General features: G+C 72.0%; 27 protein-coding genes and 1 pseudogene. 15 read left to right on the top strand and 13 right to left on the bottom strand.

Annotated elements, in window-relative coordinates:
* Positions 1 to 152 precede the first annotated feature (152 nt).
* A complete protein-coding gene (locus ACIRVK_RS27050) occupies positions 153 to 1094 on the bottom strand; it encodes an endonuclease/exonuclease/phosphatase family protein (protein WP_404251388.1) in 942 nt (313 codons plus the stop codon).
* Positions 1095 to 1305: 211 nt separating this feature from the next.
* On the opposite strand from ACIRVK_RS27050, the gene ACIRVK_RS27055 reads away from it, so the two are divergent.
* On the top strand, positions 1306 to 2610 hold the full coding sequence (locus ACIRVK_RS27055) for a DUF6986 family protein (protein WP_404251390.1): 1305 nt from the start codon (positions 1306 to 1308) through the stop codon (positions 2608 to 2610).
* Between the two features lie 7 nt (positions 2611 to 2617).
* On the opposite strand, the gene ACIRVK_RS27060 is transcribed toward ACIRVK_RS27055, so the two are convergent.
* A complete protein-coding gene (locus tag ACIRVK_RS27060; protein WP_404251392.1) occupies positions 2618 to 3385 on the bottom strand; it encodes a hypothetical protein in 768 nt (255 codons plus the stop codon).
* Between the two features lie 7 nt (positions 3386 to 3392).
* Positions 3393 to 4502 (bottom strand): LacI family DNA-binding transcriptional regulator, encoded by a 1110-nt coding sequence (locus tag ACIRVK_RS27065; protein WP_404251394.1) that lies wholly within the window; start codon positions 4500 to 4502, stop codon positions 3393 to 3395.
* Between the two features lie 189 nt (positions 4503 to 4691).
* Between ACIRVK_RS27065 and ACIRVK_RS27070 the strand changes: the two genes are divergently transcribed.
* The 3 genes from ACIRVK_RS27070 (at position 4692) to ACIRVK_RS27080 (ending at position 7672) form a co-directional block, all read left to right on the top strand.
* Positions 4692 to 5639, top strand: coding sequence for an ROK family protein (locus ACIRVK_RS27070; RefSeq protein ID WP_404251396.1), 948 nt, complete (start codon positions 4692 to 4694; stop codon positions 5637 to 5639).
* 638 nt (positions 5640 to 6277) lie between these two features.
* Positions 6278 to 6493, top strand: coding sequence for a hypothetical protein (locus ACIRVK_RS27075; protein ID WP_404251397.1), 216 nt, complete (start codon positions 6278 to 6280; stop codon positions 6491 to 6493).
* Between the two features lie 138 nt (positions 6494 to 6631).
* Positions 6632 to 7672, top strand: a complete 1041-nt coding sequence (locus tag ACIRVK_RS27080) for an NUDIX domain-containing protein (RefSeq protein ID WP_404251399.1) — start codon at positions 6632 to 6634, stop codon at positions 7670 to 7672.
* A 37-nt stretch (positions 7673 to 7709) separates the two neighbouring features.
* On the opposite strand, the gene ACIRVK_RS27085 is transcribed toward ACIRVK_RS27080, so the two are convergent.
* Positions 7710 to 9065, bottom strand: a complete 1356-nt coding sequence (locus tag ACIRVK_RS27085) for a dipeptidase (RefSeq protein ID WP_404251401.1) — start codon at positions 9063 to 9065, stop codon at positions 7710 to 7712.
* Between the two features lie 131 nt (positions 9066 to 9196).
* Here ACIRVK_RS27085 and ACIRVK_RS27090 point away from each other — a divergent pair, with 131 nt between their 5' ends.
* Positions 9197 to 10471, top strand: coding sequence for a geranylgeranyl reductase family protein (locus tag ACIRVK_RS27090; protein ID WP_404251403.1), 1275 nt, complete (start codon positions 9197 to 9199; stop codon positions 10469 to 10471).
* On the opposite strand, the gene ACIRVK_RS27095 is transcribed toward ACIRVK_RS27090, so the two are convergent.
* Positions 10461 to 10910, bottom strand: a complete 450-nt coding sequence (locus ACIRVK_RS27095) for a nitroreductase family deazaflavin-dependent oxidoreductase (protein WP_404251405.1) — start codon at positions 10908 to 10910, stop codon at positions 10461 to 10463. The genes ACIRVK_RS27090 and ACIRVK_RS27095 overlap by 11 nt on opposite strands.
* 262 nt (positions 10911 to 11172) lie before the next feature.
* Here ACIRVK_RS27095 and ACIRVK_RS27100 point away from each other — a divergent pair, with 262 nt between their 5' ends.
* From ACIRVK_RS27100 to ACIRVK_RS27110, 3 genes are all read left to right on the top strand, one after another.
* Positions 11173 to 11874 (top strand): TetR/AcrR family transcriptional regulator, encoded by a 702-nt coding sequence (locus tag ACIRVK_RS27100; RefSeq protein ID WP_404251407.1) that lies wholly within the window; start codon positions 11173 to 11175, stop codon positions 11872 to 11874.
* Positions 11875 to 12032: 158 nt separating this feature from the next.
* On the top strand, positions 12033 to 13271 hold the full coding sequence (locus ACIRVK_RS27105) for a sensor histidine kinase (RefSeq protein ID WP_404251409.1): 1239 nt from the start codon (positions 12033 to 12035) through the stop codon (positions 13269 to 13271).
* Positions 13268 to 13933, top strand: coding sequence for a response regulator (locus ACIRVK_RS27110; protein ID WP_404251411.1), 666 nt, complete (start codon positions 13268 to 13270; stop codon positions 13931 to 13933). Before ACIRVK_RS27105 ends, ACIRVK_RS27110 begins: the two co-directional genes overlap by 4 nt.
* Here ACIRVK_RS27110 and ACIRVK_RS27115 read toward each other — a convergent pair.
* Positions 13894 to 14178, bottom strand: coding sequence for a DUF6332 family protein (locus ACIRVK_RS27115; protein ID WP_404251413.1), 285 nt, complete (start codon positions 14176 to 14178; stop codon positions 13894 to 13896). The two genes, ACIRVK_RS27110 and ACIRVK_RS27115, sit on opposite strands and share 40 nt — an antisense overlap.
* Positions 14179 to 14250: 72 nt before the next feature.
* Positions 14251 to 15735, bottom strand: a complete 1485-nt coding sequence (locus ACIRVK_RS27120) for an MFS transporter (RefSeq protein WP_404251415.1) — start codon at positions 15733 to 15735, stop codon at positions 14251 to 14253.
* Between the two features lie 85 nt (positions 15736 to 15820).
* On the opposite strand from ACIRVK_RS27120, the gene ACIRVK_RS27125 reads away from it, so the two are divergent.
* Entirely contained in the window at positions 15821 to 16201 is a 381-nt protein-coding gene (locus ACIRVK_RS27125; RefSeq protein WP_404251417.1) for a MarR family winged helix-turn-helix transcriptional regulator, read from the top strand.
* Here ACIRVK_RS27125 and ACIRVK_RS27130 read toward each other — a convergent pair.
* Positions 16188 to 16928, bottom strand: a complete 741-nt coding sequence (locus ACIRVK_RS27130; RefSeq protein WP_404251419.1) for a maleylpyruvate isomerase family mycothiol-dependent enzyme — start codon at positions 16926 to 16928, stop codon at positions 16188 to 16190. The two genes, ACIRVK_RS27125 and ACIRVK_RS27130, sit on opposite strands and share 14 nt — an antisense overlap.
* A gap of 186 nt (positions 16929 to 17114) precedes the next feature.
* On the opposite strand from ACIRVK_RS27130, the pseudogene ACIRVK_RS27135 reads away from it, so the two are divergent.
* Both ACIRVK_RS27135 and ACIRVK_RS27140 read left to right on the top strand, forming a co-directional pair.
* A pseudogene (locus ACIRVK_RS27135) lies at positions 17115 to 17555 on the top strand (nitrate reductase); the annotation flags it as partial.
* Positions 17556 to 17574: 19 nt separating this feature from the next.
* Positions 17575 to 18027: a DUF6098 family protein gene (locus ACIRVK_RS27140; protein ID WP_404251421.1), complete on the top strand. Its 453-nt coding sequence runs from the start codon at positions 17575 to 17577 to the stop codon at positions 18025 to 18027.
* 14 nt (positions 18028 to 18041) lie between these two features.
* Here the strand turns inward: ACIRVK_RS27140 and ACIRVK_RS27145 are convergent, their stop codons facing one another.
* Positions 18042 to 18590, bottom strand: a complete 549-nt coding sequence (locus tag ACIRVK_RS27145; protein ID WP_404251423.1) for a YciI family protein — start codon at positions 18588 to 18590, stop codon at positions 18042 to 18044.
* Positions 18591 to 18744: 154 nt separating this feature from the next.
* Here ACIRVK_RS27145 and ACIRVK_RS27150 point away from each other — a divergent pair, with 154 nt between their 5' ends.
* Positions 18745 to 19317, top strand: coding sequence for a GNAT family N-acetyltransferase (locus tag ACIRVK_RS27150; RefSeq protein WP_404251425.1), 573 nt, complete (start codon positions 18745 to 18747; stop codon positions 19315 to 19317).
* A gap of 12 nt (positions 19318 to 19329) precedes the next feature.
* Here the strand turns inward: ACIRVK_RS27150 and ACIRVK_RS27155 are convergent, their stop codons facing one another.
* The 4 genes from ACIRVK_RS27155 to dhaM form a co-directional block, all read right to left on the bottom strand.
* Positions 19330 to 20505, bottom strand: a complete 1176-nt coding sequence (locus ACIRVK_RS27155) for an MFS transporter (protein ID WP_404251427.1) — start codon at positions 20503 to 20505, stop codon at positions 19330 to 19332.
* Between the two features lie 104 nt (positions 20506 to 20609).
* Entirely contained in the window at positions 20610 to 21065 is a 456-nt protein-coding gene (locus ACIRVK_RS27160; RefSeq protein ID WP_404251429.1) for an ATP-binding protein, read from the bottom strand.
* 27 nt (positions 21066 to 21092) lie between these two features.
* Positions 21093 to 21392 (bottom strand): HPr family phosphocarrier protein, encoded by a 300-nt coding sequence (locus tag ACIRVK_RS27165; RefSeq protein WP_404251431.1) that lies wholly within the window; start codon positions 21390 to 21392, stop codon positions 21093 to 21095.
* Complete coding sequence (dhaM, locus tag ACIRVK_RS27170; RefSeq protein ID WP_404251433.1) at positions 21376 to 21768, bottom strand: dihydroxyacetone kinase phosphoryl donor subunit DhaM; 393 nt, start codon at positions 21766 to 21768, stop codon at positions 21376 to 21378. The genes ACIRVK_RS27165 and dhaM overlap by 17 nt, the downstream gene beginning before the upstream one ends.
* 61 nt (positions 21769 to 21829) lie before the next feature.
* Between dhaM and ACIRVK_RS27175 the strand changes: the two genes are divergently transcribed.
* From ACIRVK_RS27175 to dhaK, 3 genes are all read left to right on the top strand, one after another.
* Positions 21830 to 22609, top strand: coding sequence for an IclR family transcriptional regulator (locus ACIRVK_RS27175; RefSeq protein WP_404251435.1), 780 nt, complete (start codon positions 21830 to 21832; stop codon positions 22607 to 22609).
* Between the two features lie 331 nt (positions 22610 to 22940).
* On the top strand, positions 22941 to 23711 hold the full coding sequence (locus tag ACIRVK_RS27180; RefSeq protein WP_404251437.1) for an MIP/aquaporin family protein: 771 nt from the start codon (positions 22941 to 22943) through the stop codon (positions 23709 to 23711).
* Complete coding sequence (gene dhaK, locus ACIRVK_RS27185) at positions 23708 to 24706, top strand: dihydroxyacetone kinase subunit DhaK (RefSeq protein WP_404251439.1); 999 nt, start codon at positions 23708 to 23710, stop codon at positions 24704 to 24706. Before ACIRVK_RS27180 ends, dhaK begins: the two co-directional genes overlap by 4 nt.
* The last annotated feature ends 10 nt before the right edge of the window (positions 24707 to 24716 follow it).

A 24716-nucleotide genomic window follows, 5' to 3' on the forward strand; every position in this document is an offset into this window, starting at 1 on the left:
CCGATCTTCGACCTGGTCGACTACGGCGTGGTCGGCGACCTCTTCGACGTCGTCCCCCAGCTCACCGAGGAGATCAACACCCGCAAGGGCTGATCACTCGGCGGCTCTGCGAGGCCCCCGCGACCGCACGGACGGTCGTCGGGGGCCTCGGCTCATCCCAGGCGCAGGGAGACCTGGACGGGAAAGTGGTCGCTCGGGTACTGACCGTTCAGCGCGGAGGTGTCGATCGACGCCCGCTCCACCTCGACCCCGGGCGAGACGAAGATCCAGTCGATGCGCTTGCCGTTCGGTTGCGGCGGCCGGTATCTGGAATGGAAGGTCCCGTAGAGCGGCCCACGCCGGCCCGCCGCGTCCCAGGCGTCGACGAGACCGGTGCCGAGCATGGTGTCGTAGGCGCGGTTGGCATGGGCGTAGGCGTTGAAGTCGCCCGTCACCACGACCGGCAGCGCACGGCGGAGCCGGCCGATCCGCTGGGCGATGAGGGAGGCGGCGCGCTCGCGGGCGTACTGACTCGCGTTGTCCAGGTGGGTGTTGAGGACGAGGAACTCGCGGTCGAGGTCGCTGAGATCGCGGAACCGTACCCAGGTCGCCGTGCGCGGCGTGTCCCCGCCCCAGGTCTCCGAACCGAGCACGTCGGGAGTGTCCGAGAGGGCGAACGTGCCGTGCTCGACGGGGGAGAGGCGGCGGATGTCGTAGAAGACGGCCGTGGACTCGTCGCCGCTGATCTGCTCACGGCCGGTGCCGATCCACGCGTAGTGGGGCGCGAGATCGGCCTGGATGTCGCGCAACTGCTCGTAGAGCCCTTCCTGTGTGCCGAAGAGATCGGGCACGGCCCCGCGCAACAGCCGGCTCATGGCGGGGCGGCGGTCGGACCAGCTGTTGGGTTCCTCGGTGCTGGCATACCGCAAGTTGAACGTCATCACCCGCAGTTCAGGGGAGCGGTGCCCGGCGACTGTGGCGCGGCGGACCTCGGGCGCCCCGGCCAGAGCGGGCGGGGCGGAGACCGCCGCGGCGCTGGAGAGGGGGAGGGTGACCGCCGCGGCCAGCAAGGCCTTCAGGCCCAGACGGCGGGTGACTCGGAGCTGCATCGGCACGGGGGCTCCTTCGGTCGCACGGGCCGGACGAGTCGCGCGTCAGGCGAGTCGGGCGTCGAGCAGTGTGATACCCGCCGATGAGTGGGCCGTGAACATGCCGAGGTGGCGGAACGGCCGGCTCGTGGACATGGTGTTGACCATCCCCAGGTGCGCCGATACCTTCGTTCTACGGATTGTTGATTCCGTACAGCGGAAAACAGGAGGGTGAGGGATGGGTCAGGGCCAGCAGGAGAAGGTGGCGAGGAGCCTCGCGGGCGCCGTCAGCGAGGAGATCAGCGCCTCCCTCGCGCCGGTCGACGCCGAGTTGGAGCGCCGCTACCCCGGTGACCCCGGCACCCGCCAGCCCGTCCACACCGTGTACGTCCCCGGGGACGTCTTCGCCGCCGACACCGTCCGCTCCTGGGGTGACCGGGCGCTGGCCGCCCTCGACGAACACGCCCCCGACGCCGCCTCCTTCGCCGCCGTCCTCGGCCTGTCCGACGAGCTCGCCGGGCCCGTCCACGCGCGCGTGCGCGCCAAACTGGAGCGTGAGCCGATCGAAGACCTCCGGGTGGACTTCGAGGACGGCTACGGTCTGCGCCCGGACGCGGAGGAGGACGAGACGGCGGCCCGCGCGGCCCGCCTGATCGCCGAGGCGTACGACAAGGGAACCGCCGCCCCGTACATGGGCATCCGCGTGAAGTGCATGGAGGCTCCGGTGCGCGACCGGGGCATCCGCACCCTCGACGTCTTTCTCACCGGTCTGATGCAGGCCGGCGGGCTGCCCGAGGGACTGGTGCTGACGTTGCCGAAGGTCACGTACGCCCAGCAGGTCGGCGCGTTCGTGCGGCTCCTTGAGGCCTTCGAGAAGGCCCATGGCCTGGATGCCGGGCGGATCGGTTTCGAGATCCAGATCGAGACCAGCCAGTCCATCCTCGCCACCGACGGCACGGCCACCGTCGCCCGGATGATCCAGGCCGCCGAGGGCCGCGCCACCGGACTGCACTACGGGACCTTCGACTACAGCGCCTGCCTCGGCGTCTCCGCCGCCCACCAGGCGAGCGACCACCCGGCCGCCGACCACGCGAAGGCCGTCATGCAGGTCGCGGCGGCCGGCACCGGCGTGCGGGTGTCGGACGGCTCGACGAACGTGCTGCCCGTCGGCCCGACGGCCAAGGTCCACGACGCCTGGCGGCTGCACTACGGCCTGACCCGGCGCGCCCTCGCCCGCGCCTACTACCAGGGTTGGGACATGCATCCCGGGCACCTCCCCACCCGGTACGCCGCCGTGTTCGCCTTCTACCGTGAGGGCTTCGAACAGGCGGCCGCGCGCCTGGCCCGGTACGCCAACCGGACCGGCGGCGACGTCATGGACGAACCCGCCACCGCCAAGGCCCTCAGCGGTTATCTGCTGCGCGGCCTGGACTGCGGCGCCCTCGACACCGCCGAGGTGGCCCACCTGACCGGCCTGACCAGGGCCGACCTGGAGGGCTTCGCGGCGCCCCGGCGCGCCGACCTGACCGTCTCCGCGCAGTAGCAAGCGATCAGGTGGTCTCCGGGAACACCCTCCGACCCCGTAGGAACCGCTCCAGCCCCGAGGCCGTGACCAGCTTCTCCTCCGCGAGCACCCGGCTGCCCCGCTCGCACAGTCCGGCGTCGACGCGGGCCCGCGCGCAGAACTCCTCCGGCGTGACACCGAACAGCTCCCGCAACCGGGCGGACCCGACGAGGAGTTCGGTCAGCAACCTCCGCTGGCCCGGATGCGTGCGCGGCGACTCGCTGCCGTTGCGCAGGACCCCACGCCGGTTGACGTACAGGTACACGCCCGGCAGCCGGGTGCCGTCCGCCAACCGAACCCGAACCTGCGGCGAGGGCAGCCAGGCCCGCCGGTAGTTGCCATGGGGCAGCGGCGCGCCCTCGCTCGCGTCGATCACGGCGAGCTGCTCGGCGTCGAGCCACGTCACGAACAGCTCCCGTGCCGCGTCCGGGTCTGCGAACGGTGAGGCGGAGATGTATCCCATACGGCTGACGTGCGCGGACACGCCCACGCCGATCCCGGTGACGTACGCCTTCACCATCGGAACGGGAGAGGTGATCCCGGACTCGGCCATCTTGTGCCGCAGCTGGCCCGGGGAGGCGTTGGAGCCGACCGCCAGCACGGGGACGCGGTCCTCGTGCACCAGCCGGTCGAGCGGCAGCAGCCGGTCGCCGTCGAGCAGCCCCGACTCCGCCGGCCACACGCCGGGATAGAGCAGCGGATGGTCGCGGGGCGCCGCGGCGAGGCCCAGCTCTTCGAGGGTTCGTTCCCGCACGGGCGGCTCAGTCCGCCGGCGGCAGCTCGCCCGAGCCGCGGGTGATCAGCCGGGTCGGCAGCTCGATGCGTTCCGGGGTGACCAGGTCGCCGTCCAGTTGGCGGAAGAGCCGCTCGGCGGCGGTACGGCCGAGCGCCGCGGCGTCCTGTGCCACGACGGTGACCCCCGGCTGGAGCAGGTCCGCCAGCTCGAAGTCGTCGAAGCCGACGAAGGCGACGGGGCGGTCGTGCTCGGCGAGGACCCGGACCGCCGTCACCGTCACGCGGTTGTTGCCCGCGAAGATGGCCGTCACCGGTTCCGGGCCGGACAGCATCTCCTCGGCCGCCCGCCGCACCCGCTGCGGATCCGTGACGCCCAGGGACATCCAGGAGCCCGCCACCTCGGTGCCCGCGTCCTCCATGGCGGCCCGGTAGCCGCGCAGGCGCTCGGCGGCCGTGTGGATGCGGGGCATGTCGCCGATGAACCCGATGCGGCGGTGGCCATGGGCGATCAGATGCGCGACCCCGTCCCGGGCGCCCCCGAAGTTGTCCGACAGGACCACGTCGGCGTCGATCTTCCCGGCCGGACGGTCCACGAACACCGTGGCGACGCCCGCCTTGATCTCCGGCTCCAGATAACGGTGGTCGTCCCCGGCCGGGATCACCACCAGCCCGTCCACCCGCCGGGCGCACAGCGCCAGCGCCAACTCCTGCTCGCGGTCCGGGTCCTCCGCGCTCGAGCCGTTGATCAGAAGGGCGCCGTGCGCGCGAGCCACCTCCTCGACCGCGCGGCTGAGCGGACCGTAGAACGGGTCGGCGAGATCCTCCAGCACGAGTCCGATGCTGGCGGTGCGGCCCTTGCGCAGCACGCGCGCGCTGTCGTTGCGGCGGAAGCCCAGCGCGTCGATGGCCTCCTGGACGCGGCGCTCCGTCTCCGGGGTGACGCCCGGCTCGCCGTTGACCACCCGCGAGACGGTCTTCAGCCCGACACCGGCACGCGCGGCCACATCCTTCATCGTCGGACGGTTGCCGTAACGGCTCCCGGAGAGGCGGTCTGTGCGTCGGGCGGTCTCGGGCACGATGCGGCGTCCTGTCCTGTCTCGTCCACGGGTCTCGTTCACGGGGGTGCGTCGGACCATGAGTTTGTATGAGGATGTGGCGTCGAGCATAGAGCCTGGACAACGTTGTCATATGCGCGAGAGACTTTCCACCACAATCTCCGGCCTGCGCCCCCACCGCGAGACCGGCCCGCTTTCTCCGTCGTCGAAGGGGAACTCCTCCCTCCCGGCCGACGGGGAACCGATGGTTTTCGGGGAGATCCGACACAGATGCACACCGACCTCGTGGCCGCGCTGGACATCGGCGGCACCAAGATCGCCGGGGCGCTGGTGAACGGCCACGGCCAGATCGTGGTGCGCGCGCAGCGCGCGACGCCCGCGCAGGAGGACGGCGACACCGTGATGGGTGCCGTGGAGGAGGTCCTCGGCGAACTCACCGTCTCGCCCCTGTGGGGGCGCGCCACGGCTCTCGGTATCGGCAGCGCCGGGCCCGTGGACGCCTCGGCGGGCACGGTGAGTCCGGTGAACGTGCCGGGCTGGCGCGACTACCCCCTCGTCCAGCGGGTGCGGGACGCGGCCGGCGGTCTCCCCGTGGAGCTGATCGGTGACGGCGTGGCCATCACGGCGGCCGAGCACTGGCAGGGCGCCGCCCGCGGCCACGACAACGCGCTGTGCATGGTGGTCTCGACGGGGGTGGGCGGTGGGCTGGTCCTCAACGGCCAGTTGCACCCCGGACCCACCGGCAACGCCGGTCACATCGGCCACATCAGCGTCGACCTCGACGGAGACTCGTGCCCGTGTGGCTCGCGCGGCTGCGTGGAGCGCATCGCCAGCGGGCCCAACATCGCCCGCCGCGCGCTGGACAACGGCTGGCGTCCCGGTCCCGACGGCGACACCTCGGCCGCAGCGGTGGCCGCCGCCGCGCGCGCCGGCGATCCGGTCGCCGTGGCCTCCTTCGAGCGGGCCGCACAGGCGCTGGCCGCCGGGATCGCGGCGACGGCCACCCTCGTCGAGATCGACATCGCGGTGATCGGCGGGGGCGTGGGCAAGGCGGGCGACGTGCTGTTCACGCCGCTGCGCAAAGCCTTGGGCGACTACGCGACCCTCTCCTTCGTGCAGCGCCTGGAGATCACCCCGGCCCAGATGGGCACGGACGCCGGACTGGTCGGAGCGGCCGCCGCCGCGCTCGCCAAACGGGCGGACACGGCGGCGGTGTGACGCCCCCGGCCCTCGCCTCGGGGCCCGGGCGGCAGGAACGTGCGGGTGGGCCGCCGGGCAGGCAGGGGCGGCGGGCCGTGATCCCCCCCCGGTGAGGTCAGGTGCCCTGCTTGCCGGGTTTGTGGGTTCCCCGAGCAGGGCCGCGGGCCGTGGTCAGGGGTTCGCGGACCTCGCGGTGAGGTCAGGTGCCGAGCGTGTCGGGTGCGGGGTTCTGTGGGCAGCGGTGGCGGCCTGCGCATCTTTCGGCGAGGTTACGCGCCGACCCAGTCGGACTCGTGGGTTCGCCGGGCAGGGCCGCGGGCCGTGGTCAGGGGTTCGCGGGGCCTCGCGGTGAGGTCAGGTGCCGAGCGTGTCGGGTGCGTGGTTCTGTGGGCAGGGTGGCGCGCTGCGGACCGCGGTCCGTGGACCTTCCGGCGAGGTCGCGTGTCGTGCATGCGGGCGCCTGGGCCCTGCGGGCAGGGGCGGTGGGTCGCGGTCGGGGTTCGCGGACCTTCGGTGAGGTCGCGTGGCGAGCGCGTCGGGTGGGTTTCGCGGGAAGGGGCGGTGGGCCCCGGTCAGCGGTTCGCTCCCAGGGGGCCTACGTGCCGAGCGTGTCCGCCATGCGTGACTCCGGGCAGGGTCCGGCAGTTGAGCCGGGCATGAAAAAGCGCAGCATGATGGCCATCGCCTCCCTCGCCACCGGGTTCGTCGTCGCGGCGATCAGCCCCTCGCACGGCGCCGACCACCAGGTACTGGGTGACCACCAGGTGCTCGGCGACCTGAACGTCGAGAACACCCTGGGCACCGTCAGCCACACGATCAGCGACGACAGCTTCGCCGACGACGCCCACAAGGCGCTCGGGCAGAACAGCTGACCGGCCCGCAGTCACGGCGTCGGTGCCCCGTGGGACAGGGGTACCGACGCCGTCGTATGCGCGCCCTCAACTGGGGCTGGTTTCCGTGGCAGGGTGGAGCGGGCAAGCCTCAGGGGGCCAACACAAGAGGGGGAGTCCGTGATCGTCTGGATCAACGGCGCGTTCGGTGCGGGGAAGACGACCACCGCACGGGAACTGATCGAACTGATCCCGAACAGCACGCTCTTCGACCCCGAGGTCATCGGCGGGGGACTGACACACCTGCTGCCGGCCAAGCACCTCGCCGAGGTCGGTGACTACCAGGACCTGCCGATCTGGCGGCGTCTGGTGATCGACACGGCGGCGGCCATGCTCGCCGAGCTCGGCGGGACCCTCGTGGTGCCCATGACCCTGCTGCGCCAGGAGTACCGCGACGAGATCTTCGGCGGCCTCGCCGCCCGCCGCATCAGCGTCCGACACGTCCTCCTCGCCCCGGCGGAAACGATCCTGCGTGAGCGAATAGCGGGCCGGGAGATACCGCCGGACCTGCCGGACGGTGAGATGCGCGTACGGCAGTGGTCGTACGACCACATCGAGCCGTACCGGCACGCGCTGGACTCGTGGCTCAGTGCGGACGCCTATCCCGTCGACAGCAGCGCGCTGACGCCGTACGAGACGGCGGTGCGGATCGCGGGAGCGGTGAGCACGGGGGAGGCTGTGGTATGTGACATAGTACAGACCCCCGAACCCACCACCGAGACCCTCGCGGCCGGCGTGCTCCTCTTCGACGAGCAGGACCGTTTCCTCCTCGTCGACCCCACCTACAAGCCCGGCTGGGAGTTCCCCGGCGGCGTCGTCGAACCCGGCGAGGCGCCCGCCCGCGCCGGGATGCGCGAGGTCGCCGAGGAGACCGGCATCCACCTCGTCGACGTACCGCGCCTCCTGGCCGTCGACTGGGAGGCGCCCGCGCCACCCGGATACGGCGGGCTGCGCTTCCTCTTCGACGGCGGCCGCCTCGACTCCGCTGAGGCGGCCCGCCTGCTCCTGCCCGGGCCCGAGCTGCGCGCCTGCCGGTTCGTCAGCGAGGACGAGGCCGCCGACCTCCTCCCGCCGGTCCGCTACGAACGGCTGCGCTGGGCGCTGCGCGCGCGGGAACGGGGAGCGGCGATGTATCTGGAGGCCGGTGTTCCCACGCCGTGATCCCGTACGAGGCCGACCGGGCAGGACGCGGAGTCGTTCAGCTCGCCGCGTAGTTGCGCAGGAAAAGGGCCTCCGCCACCGACAGGCGCTCCAGTTCGTCGGGGGACACGCTCTCGTTCACCGCGTGGATCTGGGCCTCGGGCTCGCTCAGGCCGATCAGCAGGATCTCCGCGTCCGGGTAGAGGGAGGCGAGGGTGTTGCACAGCGGGATGGAGCCGCCCTGGCCCGCGTACTGCATCTCCTGGCCGGGGTAGGCGACGGACATGGCCTCCGCCATCGCCGCGTACGCCGGGCTGGTCGTGTCGGCGCTGAAGGGCTGGCCCTGGCCGACCTGCTCGACGCCCACCCGGGCGCCCCACGGGGTGTGGGCCTCGATGTGGGCCTGCAGCAGCTTCGTCGCCTCGGCCGCGTCCACCCCCGGCGGGACGCGGAGGCTGACCAGTGCGCGGGCGCCGGCCTGCACCGACGGGGTGGCTCCGACCACGGGCGGGCAGTCGATGCCCAGGACGGTGACCGCCGGGCGGGCCCAGATGCGGTCGGCGACCGAGTCCGAGCCGATCAGCTCGACACCGTCCAGCACCTTGGCGTCCTGGCGGAACTGCTCCTCGTCGTACTGCAGGCCCTCCCACCGGTTCCGGGCGGTCAGTCCGTCGACGGTCGTCGAGCCGTCCTCGGCGCGCAGCGAGTCGAGGACGCGGATCAGCGCGGCGAGCGCGTCGGGGGCCGCGCCGCCGAACTGGCCGGAGTGCAGGTTGCCCTCGAGGGTGTCGATCTGCACGCGGACCAGGGTCATGCCGCGCAGCGTGGAGGTGACGGTCGGCAGTCCGACGCGGAAGTTGCCCGTGTCGCCGATGACGACGGTGTCGGCGGCGAGGAGGTCCGGGTGCTGCTCGGCGTACCGCTCGAGGCCTCCGGTGCCCATCTCCTCCGAACCCTCGGCGATCACCTTGACGTGCACCGGGACGCCGCCGTTCGCCTTGAGGGCCCGCAGTGCGAGCAGGTGCATGATCAGGCCACCCTTGCAGTCGGCGGCCCCACGCCCGTACCAGCGGCCGTCGCGCTCGGTCAGCTCGAAGGGCGGGCTGGTCCAGGCGGCCTCGTCCAGCGGGGGCTGGACGTCGTAGTGAGCGTAGAGCAGGACGGTCTTCGCGCCCGCCGGGCCGGGCAGATAGCCGTACACCGACTGCGTGCCGTCGGGGGTGTCGAGCACGGCCACGTCCTGGAAGCCCTCGGCGGTGAGGGCGTCGGCGACCCAGTTCGCGGCGGCCTCGCTCTCGCTCCTGGGGAACTGGTCGAAGTCCGCCACCGACCTGAAGGCCACCAGCTCGGCGAGCTCGGCCCTCGCCCTCGGCATGAGCGAGGCGACGGTCTCGGCGACCGGATTCGACGACATGGGCACGCTCCTCGTGGGTGCGACGTTGTACAGGTGGATATCGGGATCCTCCCACAGCGGCCTGCGGCGACGTCCGCCGTAGGATGCGGGGGACAGGTGCGGCCTAGCCTTGATCGGAGCAGCGGACCATCGTGAGCGGCGAGAACTCTTCGGCGGACGACGTGCAACGGGTGTGGGACGTCGTCGTGGTGGGCGCGGGACCCGCGGGGGCCTCGGCCGCCTACGCGGCGGCGGTCGCGGGGCGCAGCGTCCTGCTGCTGGAGAAGGCCGAGCTGCCGCGCTACAAGACCTGCGGCGGCGGCATCATCGGCCCCTCGCGCGACGCGCTGCCGCCCGGCTTCGAACTCCCCTTCCGGGACCGGGTGCACGCGGTCACGTTCTCCAACAACGGCCGCTTCACCCGTACCCGCCGCTCCCGGCAGATGCTGTTCGGGCTGATCAACCGGCCCGAGTTCGACCAGCAGTTGGTCGAGCACGCGCAGAAGGCGGGCGCCGAGCTGCGCACGGGCGTCACCGTGCAGCGGGTCGAGCAGCACGGCTCGGCGGTGCCGGACCGGCGAACCGTCGCGGTGGTCCTGCAGGGCGGTGAGACGCTGCTCGCGCGGGCCGTCGTCGGCGCGGACGGCAGTGCCAGCCGGATAGGGGCGCACGTCGGGGTCAAGCTCGACCAGGTGGACCTCGGTCTGGAGGCGGAGATCCCGGTTCCGGAGACGGTCGCCGACGACTGGCGGGGGCGGGTGCTGATCGACTGGGGGCCGATTCCCGGGAGTTACGGGTGGGTGTTCCCGAAGGGGGACACGCTGACCGTGGGCGTGATCTCGGCACGGGGCGAAGGCGCGGCCACCAAGCGGTACTTGGAGGACTTCGTCGGCCGGCTCGGTCTCGCCGGGTTCGAACCGAGCGTCTCCTCGGGCCACCTGACCCGTTGCCGGGCCGACGACTCGCCGCTCTCACGCGGGCGGGTGCTGGTGTGCGGGGACGCGGCGGGGCTGCTGGAGCCGTGGACCCGCGAGGGCATCTCCTTCGCGTTGCGCTCGGGGCGGCTCGCGGGGGAGTGGGCCGTGCGGATCTCCGAGGCGCACGACGCGGTGGACGCCCGGCGCCAGGCCCTGAACTATGCGTTCGCGATCAAGGCGGGGCTCGGCGTCGAGATGAGCGTCGGCAAGCGGATGCTGATGCTCTTCGAGCGCCGGCCCGGTCTGTTCCACGCGGCGCTCACCGGCTTCCGGCCCGCGTGGAACGCGTTCAGGGAGATCACCCAGGGGGCGACGTCCCTGGGCGAACTCGTGCGCACCCACCCGTTCGCCCAGCGCGCGCTGACCGCACTGGACCGCCGACAGGTCGACGGCGACGGCCAGGCCACCGGGGCCCCCGGGGCCGTCCCGGCCGGCGAGGTCAGTTCCTGACGGTGATCCGGAAGACCGGGTGGTCGGGGGCGATGCGGCGCAGGTCGGCCTCCGGGGAGTCGGGGCCGACGCCGTTGAAGAAGACGCCGACCTCGGCCTTCCAGCGCTTGAGGTAGGCCCGCAGCAGCGGGACCTTGTCGTCGTCGGCGACCTCGGTGGCGGTGAACACGTCCACGTGCTTGCCGAGGCGCAGTTCGCCGCCGCCGGCCGCGCGCATGTTGTGCGTCCACTGGACGTGGCCGCGCGGGGCGAGCAGGTACTGCTGTCCGTCGACCGTCAGCAGGTTCACGGGGGTGGTCCGCCACTCGCCGCTCTTGCGGCCGCGGACGGCGAGGACCCGGGAGCCCCAGACGCTGATGCCGCGGCGGGTCATCCAGGCGACGGCGCGGTTGAAGACGTTGACGGTGAACCAGCCGGGCTTCTGGACGTGCGTGGACATTGGGAACCCCCATCGTTTGAAGAGCGTCGCTCGCTTTTGTGAGCACTGCTCTCGCTTGATGAAGAGTCTGCACCAGGTCGGGGATCCAAGGCAAGAGCGGTGCTCTCTTTTTTGTGCGATGATCTCGCACGTGTGCACTGATCTCATGCGAGTGCGCTGATCTCCTGCGTGTTCGGTGATCTCGATCAGGTGCGACGCTCTCCTTCCGGTGCACCGCTCACTACTGTGTGCAGTGCTCTCTTTTCATGGGACACTGCTCCCCATGAGTACCGCACACAGCGCCCGCGCCCGAGCCAGGATCGAAGTCACCGCCGCCATCAAGGACGAGGCGCGCAGACATCTGGCAGCCGAGGGTGCCGTGAAGCTCTCGCTGCGCGCCGTGGCCCGCGAACTCGGCATGGTCTCCTCCGCGCTGTACCGCTACTTCCCCAGCCGCGACGACCTCCTGACGGCACTCATCATCGACGCCTACGACTCCGTGGGCGCCGCGGCCGAGGCGGCGCGGGACGCCACCGCCGACGCCACCCCCACCCGGCGCTGGGTCGCCGTCTGTGAGGCCGTCCGTGCCTGGGCCCTCGCCCACCCCCACGAGTACGCCCTGATCTACGGCTCCCCCGTCCCCGGCTACACCGCCCCCGAGACCACCGTCCCCTCGGCCGCCCGCGTCGGTCTCGTGCTGATCGGCATCCTCCGCGACGCCATCAAGGGCCCGGGCGTCACCTTCCCCCCGCTCCCCGCCGACCTGCGCCCCGAGGCCGAGCGCCTCGCCGCCGATATCGCCCCTGACCTCCCGCCGGAGGTTTCGGCGGCCCTGGTCGCGGCCTGGGCCCAGTTGTTCGGGCTGATCGGCTTCGAACTGTTCGGACAGTTCAACCGCGTCATCGAGGACCGTGAGAGGTTCTTCCGGCACGCGGCGCGCCAACTGGCCAGGGGAGTGGGGCTCAGGCCCGACGAGGCTCCCTGAGCGGGAGCGCCCGGCAGGCGGGGCGAGGTGCCGTCGGAGGTACATCCCGGGAGGTCGGACGGACTTCCCGGGGAGTCAGACGTACTTCCCACGGAGTACGGGTGATCACCTCGCCCGGCGGACGCTGTGCGCGCCGCCCGGCGTCTAGCGTGGCGGACATGGACGAGCAGCGAGCACGCGGGGGCGGGCCGCCGCAGTGGCTACGGCACGGGCCGCCGTGGCCCGGGCGCCCCGAAAGCGAGGAGCGACGGGGGTACCGGTGGCCCTGGCGGTCCACCGTGGTGGTCACCGCGATCGTGCTCGCCGGTTCCCACTTCGCGGGCCACCAGCAGCACGGCACCCGTGCCCCGCTGGACGCCTTCGCCGGGATGCTGCTCCTGGTCGGGTCGGGGCTGCTGCTCGGGCGGCAGCGGTACCCGGTGCCGGTCGTCTTCGGTACGGCGGCGGCCGCGATGGTGTACCTCGGCGCCGGTTACCCGTACGGGCCGGTCTTCCTCGCCGTCGTCGTGGCGTGCTTCAGTGCCGTCGTCGCCGGGCACCGGAAGGCGGCGTGGGCGGCGCTCGGCATGCTGTGGGCCGGGCACATGCTGGTGGCCCACTGGCTGTACCGGTGGCTGCCGCCGTCCGGCGACTCGGCGGCCTCCTGGGCGCAGGAGGCGGTGATCGCCGCCTGGGTCGTCGCGATCCTGGCGGTGGCGGAACTCGCCCGCACCCGGCGCGAGCAGTGGGCCCGCGAGCGCGCCGAACGGGCGCAGGCGGCCCGGCGGCGGGCCGACGAGGAGCGGCTGCGGATCGCGCGGGAACTGCACGACGTCCTCGCGCACAGCATCTCCGTCATCAACGTCCAGGCCGGCGTCGGCCTCGCCCTGCTCGACACCGACCCCGAGCAGGCCCGCACCGCGCTCACCACCATCAAGGCCGCCAGCAAGGAGGCCCTTGGCGAGGTCCGTCAGGTCCTCGACACCCTGCGCACACCGGGAGACGCCCCGCGCGCGCCCGCCCCCGGCCTGGAGCGGCTTCCCGAACTGGTGCGGCAGGCGGCGAGCGCGGGACTGGCGGTGGACGTCGAGGGCCGGCCACCGCGGCTCGCGCCCGGCACGGACCTCGCCGCGTTCCGCATCGTCCAGGAGGCGCTCACCAATGTCGTACGGCACTCCGGTTCGCGCCACGCGCGCGTGCTCCTCGAGCACGACGGCCGGGCGCTGCGGTTGCGTATCGACGACGACGGGCCCGCCACCGGCGCGGACGCGGGCGGCAGCGGCAACGGGCTGGCCGGGATGCGGGAGCGGGCCGCCGCCCTCGGTGGCACGATCGAGGCGGGCCCGCGTCCGGACGGGGGGTTCCGGGTGCTCGCCGTACTGCCGCTGAACGTCAGGTCCAAGGAGGACGACCGGTGATCCGCGTACTGCTCGCCGACGACCAGTCACTGGTGCGGGCGGGCTTCAAGGCGCTGCTGGACGCGCAGTCCGACATCGAGGTGGCCGGTGAGGCCGCGGACGGGGAGGAGGCGCTGCGCCAGGTCCGTGAACTGCGCCCCGACGTCGTCCTGATGGACATCCGCATGCCGGTGCTCGACGGGCTGGCCGCGACCCGCCGGATCACGGGGGACCCGGCGCTGAGCGAGGTGAAGGTGGTCATGCTCACCACCTTCGAACTCGACGAGTACGTCTTCGAGGCGATCCGCGCGGGCGCCTCCGGCTTCCTGGTCAAGGACACCGAACCGGACGAACTCCTGCGCGCCGTGCGGGCGGTGGTCGGCGGCGACGCGCTGCTCTCGCCCGGCGTCACCCGCCGTCTCATCGCGGAGTTCGCGGCCCGTTCCAAGGAACCGGCCACCGAGGGCGCCCTCGCCGAACTCACCGAGCGGGAACGGGAGGTGATGGCGCTGGTCGGTCTGGGCCTGTCCAACGAGGAGATCGCCCGCCGCCTGGTCGTCAGCCCCCTCACCGCCAAGACCCACGTGAGCCGCACAATGGTCAAGCTCGGTGCCCGGGACCGGGCCCAACTGGTCGTGCTGGCCTACGAGTCGGGACTGGTCCGGCCGGGCTGGCTGGGCTGAGCCGCACGCCGGAAACGCACCAGGACACTGACGACCCGGACGACGAAGACGATGCCCGCGAGCGTCAGGCCCACGCGCAGCAGCACCCGGGGCAGCGGACTCGGCAGGGCGAAGAGCAGCGCAGGTCCGGCGACGGCACCGAAGACCACCGCCGCCGCGAACACCGCGCTGACCAGCGCGTAGCCGACCTCCACGGTCAGGGCGTCCTGCTCGGCCTTGTTGCGCCGTCCCCCATAGCCGTCCATTCGCCCAGTGTCACAGTCGTGCACCCGGCGGGGCAACCAACTCCCGCCGGGCGCACGGACGGAGGCGTCCGGCTAGTCCCGCACCGGCACGCGATCCGCCTCCAGGGAGGTGGACTTGGCGACCACCACCGACTGCCGCGTACGACGGCGGCGCAGGCCCGTGAGGGTGATCAGCAGGCCGGCCACCGCGACCCCCGTGACGACCATGAACCCGGGCCGGTAGCTGTCCAGCACGGCCTGCGGAGTGGGGTGTTCGGGTGCTCCGGCGGTCACCACGGCCGTGACCACGGCAAGGAAGATCGCGCCGCCCACCTGGACCGAGGTGTTGAGCAGTCCGGAGACCATGCCCTGCTCGTGGTCCTCGACGCCGTTGGTGGCCTGGATGTTGAGCGAGGGGAACACCAGCGCGCAGGCCGCGCCGATCAGCAGCATCGAGGGCAGGACGACGGCGGCGTACGCCGGGTCGAGGCTGACGCGCAGGAACAGGGCGTACCCGACGACCATCAGTGCGAAGCCCACCGCTATCAGCAGCTGGGTGCCGAACCGGTCGACGACCGAGCCGACCCTCGTCGAGGAGAGGGCGACCAGTGCGCCGGCGGGAAGGAAGGCGAGCGCGGTGTGCAACGCCGACCAGCCCAGCAGCGACTGCATGTACAGCGTGGTCAGGAACTGGAAGCCGACGTAGGACCCGAAGAAGGCCACCGCGCCGAATTGGGCGCGGAGTTGGTTGCCGGAGCGCAGCACGCCGAGCCGGATCAGCGGACCGGGCGAACGCCGCTCCACCCGGACGAACACGGTGAGCAGGACGGCGACGGCCAGGAAGGACAGCAGCGTGCGCGCCGATGCCCAGCCGACCTCGGGTGCCTGGACGACGGTGAAGACGAGCAGCAGCATCGAGGCGGTGCCGAGCACGGCGCCGGGGATGTCGTAACCGTTGTGGTCCTTCTCCCGTTCGCTGCGCGGCAGCAGTTTCAGGCCTGCCAGCAGGGCGATCAGGGCGATGGGCGCGGGCAGCAGCATGGTCAGGCGCCAACTGGCCTCGGTGAGCAGGCCGGAGAGGACCAGGCCCATGGAGAAGCCGGTTGCGGCGCAGGTGGTGTAGATGGACAGGGCGCGGTTGCGCAGCGGGCCCTCGGCGAAGGTCGTGGTGATGATCGACAGGCCCGCCGGTGCGGTGAAGGCCGCGCTCAGGCCCTTGATGAAGCGGCTTGCGATCAGCAGCGGACCCGAGTCGACGAGGCCGCCGAGCAGTGAGGCCACCGCGAAGACGCCGAGGGCGACCAGGAAGACCTGGCGCCGGCCGAGCAGGTCGGCGGTGCGTCCGCCGAGCAGGAGCAGACCGCCGTAGCCCAGGATGTAACCGCTGACGATCCATTGCAGCGTCGAGGTGGACAGGGCGAGGGCGGAGCCGATCGACGGCAGGGCGACGCCGACCATCGACACGTCCAGTGCGTCCAGGAACATCGCGGCGCAGAGCACCAGCAGGGTGCCCCAGAGCCGGGGAGTCCAGCGGACCGCCGAGAGCGGGGCCGCGGGCGTGGTGAGCGGAGAGGTCATGCCGCAGACACTACATGCGCATGCATCGAATGCAAGTGCATTTAATGTTCATGCAATAAAGTTGTTTCTCTGCTACGGTGCGCGGATGGCGGCGAAGAAGCCCGAGCAGGAACTCGTGGACCAGTGGCGGGACATCCTGGCACTCCATGCGCGCACCCAGTGCGAACTCGACCGTGCGCTGCACCAACACGGCCTGTGCGCCAGCGACTTCGAGGTGCTGGACGTGCTGTCGGGCGACTCCTGCGCCTACCGCGTGCAGGAGATCGCCGAGCGGGTCCATCTCAGCCAGAGTGCCCTGTCGCGGCTCATCGCCAGGCTGGAGAAGGACCGGCTGGTCGAGCGTGCCATGTGTCCCGAGGACCGGCGGGGCGTGCGTGTCGCGCTCACCGACAAGGGACGCGCGCTGCACGGCGAGGTGCTGCCCGTGCAGCGTGCGGTCCTGACCCGGATGCTCAGCTCCAGGTGACGGCCGACGTCTCGCGCCAGAGCGAGGCGAGGGAGGCGTCCCCCTTCACCGCCGGGAAGGACTGACGGTTCCACAGGGCCAGGTACAACTCTGCAGCCGCCCCGGATACCTCACCGTCGGCCTCCCCCTCGGCGTCCCGCCGGGCCACGGCCGGCTCCTGGGACAGCCGTACGGTCCACACCGCGTCCTCCGCGTCCGTCGCCCGCACCCGCAGCACCCGGGGCGGGTTGGTGCGCACCCTGCTCTTCTGGCGGGCGTGGAAGCCCCGCAGCAGTTCGTCGATGCCGTCCACGGCGAAGTCCGCGGTGATCGCGGACGGCGTTCCGCCCCGCGCGGACTCGGCGTCGAAGCGGTGCACGGTCGTCTCGTGCGCCTGGCGCCGTGCCCAGAACGCGAGCGGCGAGGGCGCGGGCAGGAAGTGCCAGCACTCAACGTCGGGCGAGGCGGAGGCAAGGGTGTCGACCAGGTACCGGTGTCCCGCCCGGAACCAGGTCAGCAGTTCCTCGCCGTCCAGGTCGGGCAGCCCGGCGTCGGGGTGGCGCGAGGTGTGTCCCTCGGCGACGAAAGCGGCCGCCCACCGGTGCACCATCCCGGTGTGCCGCAGCAGATCCCGCACCTGCCAGCCCGGACAGGTCGGCACCTTGGCATCGACCCCCGCCTCCTCACCGGCCGCCGCAAGCAGCAGCCCCTCACGCTCCACGATCTCCACGAATGCGGCTGTCTCCATGGGGTGAGTGTGCCCCACGGAGCGAAGACGACGACACCGCCGGTCGGCTGGCGGCATGCCGTGACCTGCGGTTTCCGGGGCCGGCCGCCGGCCGCAGGCACAGTGATCGCCGGCGGATCACGGCACGTTCGGCACCCGGCGCACCGGGTACCCGGTGGCTCCGCCGGTGATCGTGGAGGTGTCGTCGTGGACGTTACGGGCGACCGGATCGCGGACCCCTGGGGCGGACGGACGCCCTACGCGCCGGGCAGCGCATGGGCCGCCCGTACGGACACCCACCTCTCCGAGGGTGTCACCGAGGAAATGGTCGAGCGGTGGGTGCCGGCGGCCTCACTGCTGCACTCCAACGGTGACGCCATGGACATCGCGGTGCGCGACGGCCGGATGGTCGGGGTGCGCGGACGCGCGGTGGACCGGTTCAACCGTGGCCGGCTGGGACCCAAGGACCTGTACGGCTGGCAGGCCGGTGCGTCGCCGGACCGGCTGACCCGGCCGCTGGTGCGCGAGGGCGGCCGGCTCGTGGAATGCGACTGGGAGCACGCCATGGGCCAGGTCGTGGCCCGCACCAAGGAACTGCTGGACGAGCGGGGGCCGGGCTCGATCGGCTTCTACACCACCGGGCAACTCGGCAAGGAGTGAGCACCGTATGAACGGCGCGTCCCGCGAACTGCCCGTGCTGCACAGCCTCGACGAGCTGGCAGACCTGGTGCAGCGCATCCCCCGCCTCTTCGTGCGCTGGTCCCGCGGTCCGCGCGCCGACGAGGACCTGTCCGATAGCCGGGACGCCCTGACCGGCGTACCCATGTCGGGCCTGTCCGCCAACCCCCTCGACGTCGAACCCTGGTGGCAGGACCGCCCGGTCGAGCTGTGGGTGGCCCGGCGCCTGTACGACTACTCCCACCTGCCGCGCGAGAAGGGCACGGGCGTACGGCCCTGGATCCTGCGGGGCCGCGTCGAGGGCCGCGGCCCCGACAACGAGCCCTTGGTCACCGACGTGGAGCCCGTCGGCTGGATCGACGACAAGGTCATCGAGGACGCCGTCTCGGCGGTGGTCGACCAGGAGGGCCCCTGGGGCCCGATGCGCAGGGAGGGAAGCTGATCCGAGGTCTCCTGTCACGCCCGCCCGCCGAACCGCCAGTCGTGGACCTCGACCTGATCGTAGGCGCCCGGGCTCAACACGGCACGGGCCGCGTCCCGGTCGGGGGCCCGGAGCAGCACCGCGGTACCCAGCCAGGTAGCGCCGTCGTCCGACGACAACGGGCCGTAGGCGATGAGTTCGTCCCGGTCGGCCGGCGGTTCGAGGTCGACGGCCGGCCCGGAGCCGAGGCCGAGCACCAGGTAGCGGTCGCCACCGGCCCGGCCGCCCGGGAACTCCCACATGGTCCGCCCCAGCACGTTGCGCCACCGGCGCAGCAACACATCCCGGTACACACCGGCCTGGTGGTTGGGCTCGTCGAGGGCGAACGCACGGGCGGCGGCGGGATCCGGCAGGTCGAGGATGTGCACACTCCCCGAAGGCGTCCCACCGTCGCCCGCGAAGGTCGGCCCGCGGGCGATCATCTCCTCCGCGTACCCGTCCATGTATGACCGGTGCGCCTCCAACAACTCCTCGCGCAGCGCCAGGGATCCGGCCCGGTCCCGGTGGTAGCAGAAGAACTCCATGCTCCGGGACTCTCCCGGACCGCCGCGCGCAACTCAACGGATATTTGCCGGAGCAGCCCAGGCGCTCCGGGACCATCGTGGAGTTCGTCGTCGTGGCCGCGCTCGCGGGTGGGAGACCGGCCTTCATCCGCTGGTCGCGTGGCATCGTGGCGGCATGAGTATCGAAGTGCGGCCGGCCTCGGAGTTCGCGGACGTGGCCGTCGTGATCGGGCCGAAGGCGCCTGCGGCCAGTGTCTGCTGGTGTCTGAGTCATCGCCTCCCGTCCAGGCTGGAGAAGGAGTTGCGGGGGCCGGCCCGTGGGGCGTACGTGGCCGAGTTGTGCCGTTCGGTGCCTCCTCCGGGGGTGCTCGCCTACGACGGTGGCGAACCAGCCGGATGGGCGGCCGTGGCACCGCGTGCCGACACCACGTACGCGCGCAGCCGTCAGATCCCCCACGTGGACGACCTGCCGGTCTGGTCGCTGTGGTGCGTCCGGGTGCGTCCGGGCCACCGTGGCAAGGGAGTCTCGCACGCGCTGATCGCCGGCGCCGTGGAGTTCGCCCGCGAGCACGGCGCTCCCGTCGTCGAGGCGTACCCCCTCGACAGCGGTGACGCCAGGGTCGACACGACGATGGCGTACGCCGGTCTCAGGAGGAACTTCGAACGCGCCGGCTTCGTCCACGTCGCCTACACCACTTCGGTGCTCGCCGGCCATCGTCGCGTCCTCATGCGTCTCGACCTGCGCTGAAAGGTCCGCACCTCATCGTGTGGTCGTGTGACGGGTCACGAAGCCGATGAGGGCGGCGACCGCCGCCAGGAGCGCGACGCTGGTCAGGGCGGTGGGCAGAGAGAACCATTCCGCCATGAAACCGATCGCCGGCGGGCCGAGGAGCATGCCGCCGTAGCCGAGGGTGGAGGCGGTCGCGACGCCGCTGGGCCCGGCGAGCGTCCCGGCGCGTTCCACGGCGACCGGGAAGAGGTTGGCAAGCCCGAGGCCGGTGACCGCGAAACCGATCAGGGCCGCCCAGAGCGAGGGCGCGAGGGACCCGGCCAGCATGCCGACGGCCGCGGTGGCACCGCCCACGACGACCGTACGAGTGCGGCCGAGCCGTTCCAGGAGCGTCGTGCCGGTCAGCCGTCCGACCGTCATGGCAAGCGCGAAGCAGGAGTAACCAAGGGCCGCGGTCCCCGGCGAGCCGTGCAGGTCCTGCGCGAGGTGCAGGGCGCCCCAGTCGGCCATGGCGCCCTCGCCGTAGGCGGTGCACAGGGCGATGAGGCCGAAGACCAGGACCCGCCCGCGGGTCCGGCCGTCGAGACGGCGCGGACCGTCCTGCGGGACGCCCTCGGCGCGCTCCGGTACGCGGGGCGGCTCGTGACGGAGCAGGGTGCGTCCCGCGAGCGCGGTCACGACCAGGCCGACCACCGTCAGCCCGAACAGATGCCGGGTCGGCGAGACGTGCTCCGCCACCAGCCCGCCGAGACCCGCGCCGACCATGCCGCCCAGGCTGAAGGCGGCATGGAAGCTGGGCATGACCGGACGCCGCAGGGCGGCCACCAGATCGACGGCGGCGCTGTTGAAGGCCACGTTGATGCCGCCGTAGGCCATGCCGAACACCAAGAGGACGGCGCCGAGGGCGACGGCGGAGTGGGTGAGGGGCGGGAGAGCGACGCTCAGGGAGAGGAGGACGCCGAGGACCACCGTCATCGGGTGGCTGCCGTAGCGGCGGCAGAGCCGTCCCGTGAACATCATGGTGACGACGGCGCCGGCCGAGACGCCGAGGAGGGCGAGGCCGAGGGCGCCGGCGGAGGCCCCGGTCTGGTGCTTGATGGCGGGGATGCGGACGACCCAGCCGGCGAAGACGAAGCCGTCGAGGGCGAAGAAGACGGTCAGGGCGACGCGGAGTCGGCTGAGGTCGTCGCTGTGGCGGCCCGGCACGACGCTGTGCGTTCGGGATTTGTTTATTGGCGGCACAAAGTCAGGCTAGGCTCGGTACCGCGAGGCGACAAGGGCGGGATCCTCCGTTCGAAGCTGCCGCACGGTCAGGCCTCCAGGTGCAGGACGGCCCATCGGGTGGCCCTCTCGCGCTGGTGGGACACGCCCTGGCGGGCGGAGAGGGCCGTGACGACAGCGGTCCCGCGGCCGTTTTCCCTGTATTCGCCATGACCGGGGTAGCCGTGCCGAGGGCGTCGGCGGGGCGCAGGACCCGCGTCGGCGACCTCGATGCGGAGGGTGCGGTCGCCGCCACCCTCGGGCAGGGACAACCGCAGCACCGTCGGCGGCAGTGCGTGGACGATCGCGTTGGTGGTGAGTTCCGAAATCACCAGGAGGGCGTCGTCGATGGCCGGAGGGGGCACGCGCCACTGGGTGAGAACGGTGCGTGCCCGGCGGCGTACAGCGCAAACGGCCTCGGGGATGTGCGGCAGTGTGCAGACGTGCTCCACCCGCGCGGGCGGACCCGGCGGGGCGGTGGACGTGCTTGCGGCGGGCGGGCTCACCCGACCACCTCCAGGGGGTCTTGGTGGTCACTCGGCGGTGGCGAGGATCTCGGTCAGGGCGGCGACGGCCTGCTCGGCGTCCTGGCCTTGCGCACGGACGGTGACGCTGCTTCCCGCCGTGGCGCCGAGTCCCATCACGGCCAGGACGCCGGTCGGGTTGACGGTGCGGCCGTTGTGCTCCAGTTGGACGGTGCTGGTGAATCCGGCTGCCGCGCGGGCGAGCCGGCCCGCGGGCCGGGCGTGGAGAGCGGCGGGCATAACGACGGTCCTCTCGTGCCCGGACACGGTCGCGGCGTTCACGGTGGTGGACTCAGAGCTTGCGGACATGGCGGGCCTCCTGGGCGGCTTCGGCGACGGTCTTGAGGTCGGCGCCGGACGCGGCGGTGACGACGGCGGCGACGGCTCCTTCGACGAAGGGCGCGTCGACGATCAGCACGTCGGGGCTGGGGTTGTCTTCGAGGACGGTGCGGGCGGTGAGGACGGAACTGCCGAGGTCGGGCAGGACGACGACGCCTCCGCCCCGGTCGACGCTGCGGATGGCGGTGAGGACGAGGTCGTAGCTGGTGCCCACCCGGCCGTCGTCGGTGCCTCCGGCGGTGGCGAGGGGGACGGTGTCCGAGCCGATCTGCTCCACCAGCAGGCGCAGGCCCGAGGCGAGTTCGGCGCTGTGGGACACGAGTACGATGCCGACAGATGTGCTCATGAACAGGTACCGTAGATGTCGGAACACTGTTCAGCAATAGTGAACCGAGGGGAATCTTTCGATGGTGCAGGCGGTGCAGCGCGCTGTGCAGATACTGCGGGAGCTCGCGTCCACCGGTCCCCGGCTCGGGGTGACCGAGCTGGCCGACCGCCTGGGCGTGGCCAAGCCCACCGTCCACGCCCTGCTGCGCACGCTGGAGGCCGAGGGGCTGGTGGTGCAGGACCGGGACAGCTCGAAGTACCAGCTCGGCCCGGAACTCGTGCAGCTGGGCAATGCCTACCTGGACACCCAGGAGCTGCGGACCCGCTCGCTGACCTGGGCGGACCAGCTGGCGAACCGGACCAACGAGGCGGTCTGGGTGGCCGTCCTCACCGGTGACCACGTCCTGGTGGTGCACCATGCGTTCCGGCCCGAGGGGGCTGTGCAGATCCTCGAGGTCGGCGCCAGCATCCCGTGGAGCACCTGCGCCCTGGGCAAGGCCATCGTGGCCTTCCTGCCGCCCGGTGAGCGTGAGCGGCTGCTCGCGGAGGAGCCGGCAGTGCTCACCGGTGCCAGCATCACCGACCCGCAGGAACTGGCGGGCCAGTTGAAGGAGGTCCTCAGGACGGGCTATGCCGTCGAGGACCAGGAGTCGGCCATCGGGGACGCGGGCGTAGCCTCTCCCGTCTTCGACCGCTCCGGCGAGGTGGTCGGCGCCCTCGGCATCGTCGGCCCCGTGGAGCGTCTGCTGGCCGAGGACGCACGGCAGGAGCTCGCGGTCGCCGTCCGGGAGACCGCCCGCAACCTCTCGCGCGACCTGGGCGCCCCGCGGGGAGCCGCCGCACGCACCGCGATGCCCTGACTCCTCGCCGCGAGGGTGCGGCGGTCGTCCGGCCGCCCGTCCTCCGTCCGGTCCAGGCCCCTCGGCACCCTGCCCCGGGGCCTTCTTCATGGGTCGGCGGAACGCCGAGCCGGTCGAACCTCTTGACAGGGCCGGAAACCCAGCCTTAATTTCCGGAACAACGTTCATCCATGACGAACGACCCACAGCCGGAGCTTTCACATCCGCCCGGCTTCCCCGAGCGGCCGCCAGCGCCCGACACCGACACACCTGGCGGCCACCTCCCTTCACAGCCCGCTCCCCGCGGAGGAGGTGAGACGCCCGAGCCGCCGCTCGGCTCCGGGCGCCTTCCATGGAAGAAAACACTCATTCACAGAAGCTGCTGGCCGAGGCGCTGGGCACGGCGATGCTGGTGTTCATCGGCGTCGGTTCGGTCCCGGCGACCCTCATCGTCAACGGCGAGGCACCGTTCACCTTCGCCGATCTGGGCATGATCTCGCTGGCGTTCGCCACCGTGGTCATCGCCATGATCTACGCCATCGGCCACATCTCCGGGTGTCAGATCAATCCGGCCGTCACCCTCGCGCTCGCAGCGACGGGGAAGATGCCCTGGCGGGACGTTCCCGGATACGTGGCCGCCCAGCTGGCCGGGGCGGTGCTCGGCGCCCTCGCGATCGTCGGCGTGCTGGGGAGGAAGGCCGTCGACGTCGGCCTCGGCATCGCCGCCTACGGCAGCGGAGTCGGCGCCGGTCAGGCGTTCCTCGCCGAAGCCGTCGGTACCTTCATCCTCGCCTTCATCGTCTTCGGCGCCATCGACCGCCGCGCCGCCGGAGGCTTCGCCGGTCTGGCCATCGGCCTCGGCGTGTTCGCGATCATCATCCCGGTGGCCCCGGCCACCGCGGCCTCCATCAACCCGGCAAGGACGCTCGGTCCGATGATCACCGGTCAGTTGTTCGGCGGCACGGTCCACTGGGACCAGCTGCCGGTCTACCTCGCCGCCGAAGTGATCGGCGCGGTCGCCGCCGGTTTCCTGTACGTCGCCCTCAACGCCCGCCGCGGCGCCACCACCCCCACCGAGGCGGCGACCGAGCCGGTCACCGCCGCTCAAGGAGTCCTGTCGTGAAGAAGCTGATCAACGCCGCCGAAGCGGTACTGGCCGAGGCACTGTCCGGGATCGCCGCCGCCCACCCCGGCCTGAAGGTCGACGCCGAGAACAAGGTGATCGCCCGTGCCTCGGCCACCAGGCCGGGCAAGGTCGCCGTCGTCTCCGGCGGCGGTTCCGGGCACGAACCCCTGCACGGCGGCTTCGTCGGCCGGGGCATGCTCGACGCGGCCTGCCCCGGCGAGGTCTTCACCTCACCCGTACCGGGGCAGATGCTGGCCGCCGCCCAGGCCGTCGACGGCGGCGCGGGCGTGCTGTTCATCGTGAAGAACTACACCGGAGACGTCCTCAACTTCCAGATGGCCGCCGAACTGGCCACCGAGGAGGGCATCACGGTGGAGACGGTCCTGGTCGACGACGACGTGGCCGTCCAGGACTCCCTCTGGACCGCCGGGCGCCGCGGCACCGGAGCCACCGTCTTCGTCGAGAAGATCGCCGGAGCCCTCGCGGAACAGGGCGGCAGCCTCAGTGAGGTCGCCGAGATGGGAAAGCGGGTCAACGCCGCCTCCCGGTCCTTCGCGGTGGCGCTGACCTCCTGCACCACCCCCGCCTCCGGCAAGCCCGGATTCGACCTGCCCGAGGACGAGATGGAGGTCGGCGTCGGCATCCACGGCGAGCCCGGCCGCCGCCGCGAGAAGCTCCAGCCGGCCAAGGCCATCGTGGCGACCGCGCTGGACGCGATCCTCGCCGACCAGCCACTGACGGCCGGCGACCAGACGATCGTCATGGTCAACGGACTGGGCGGCACCCCGCTCATCGAGCTGTACGTGGTCTTCAACGAGGTCGCCGCCAGCTTCGCGGAGAGGGGCGTCATCGTCGCCCGCAGCCTCGTCGGCAACTACGTGACCAGCCTCGACATGGCGGGTGTTTCCCTCACCGTGTGCAACGCCGATGCCGACATGCTGTCCCTGTGGGACGCGCCTGTGAACACCCCGGCCCTGCGCTGGGGCATCTGACCGAGCCGGG

This window comes from Streptomyces sp. NPDC101152, assembly GCF_044768275.1.
In the GTDB taxonomy this organism is placed as follows: domain Bacteria; phylum Actinomycetota; class Actinomycetes; order Streptomycetales; family Streptomycetaceae; genus Streptomyces.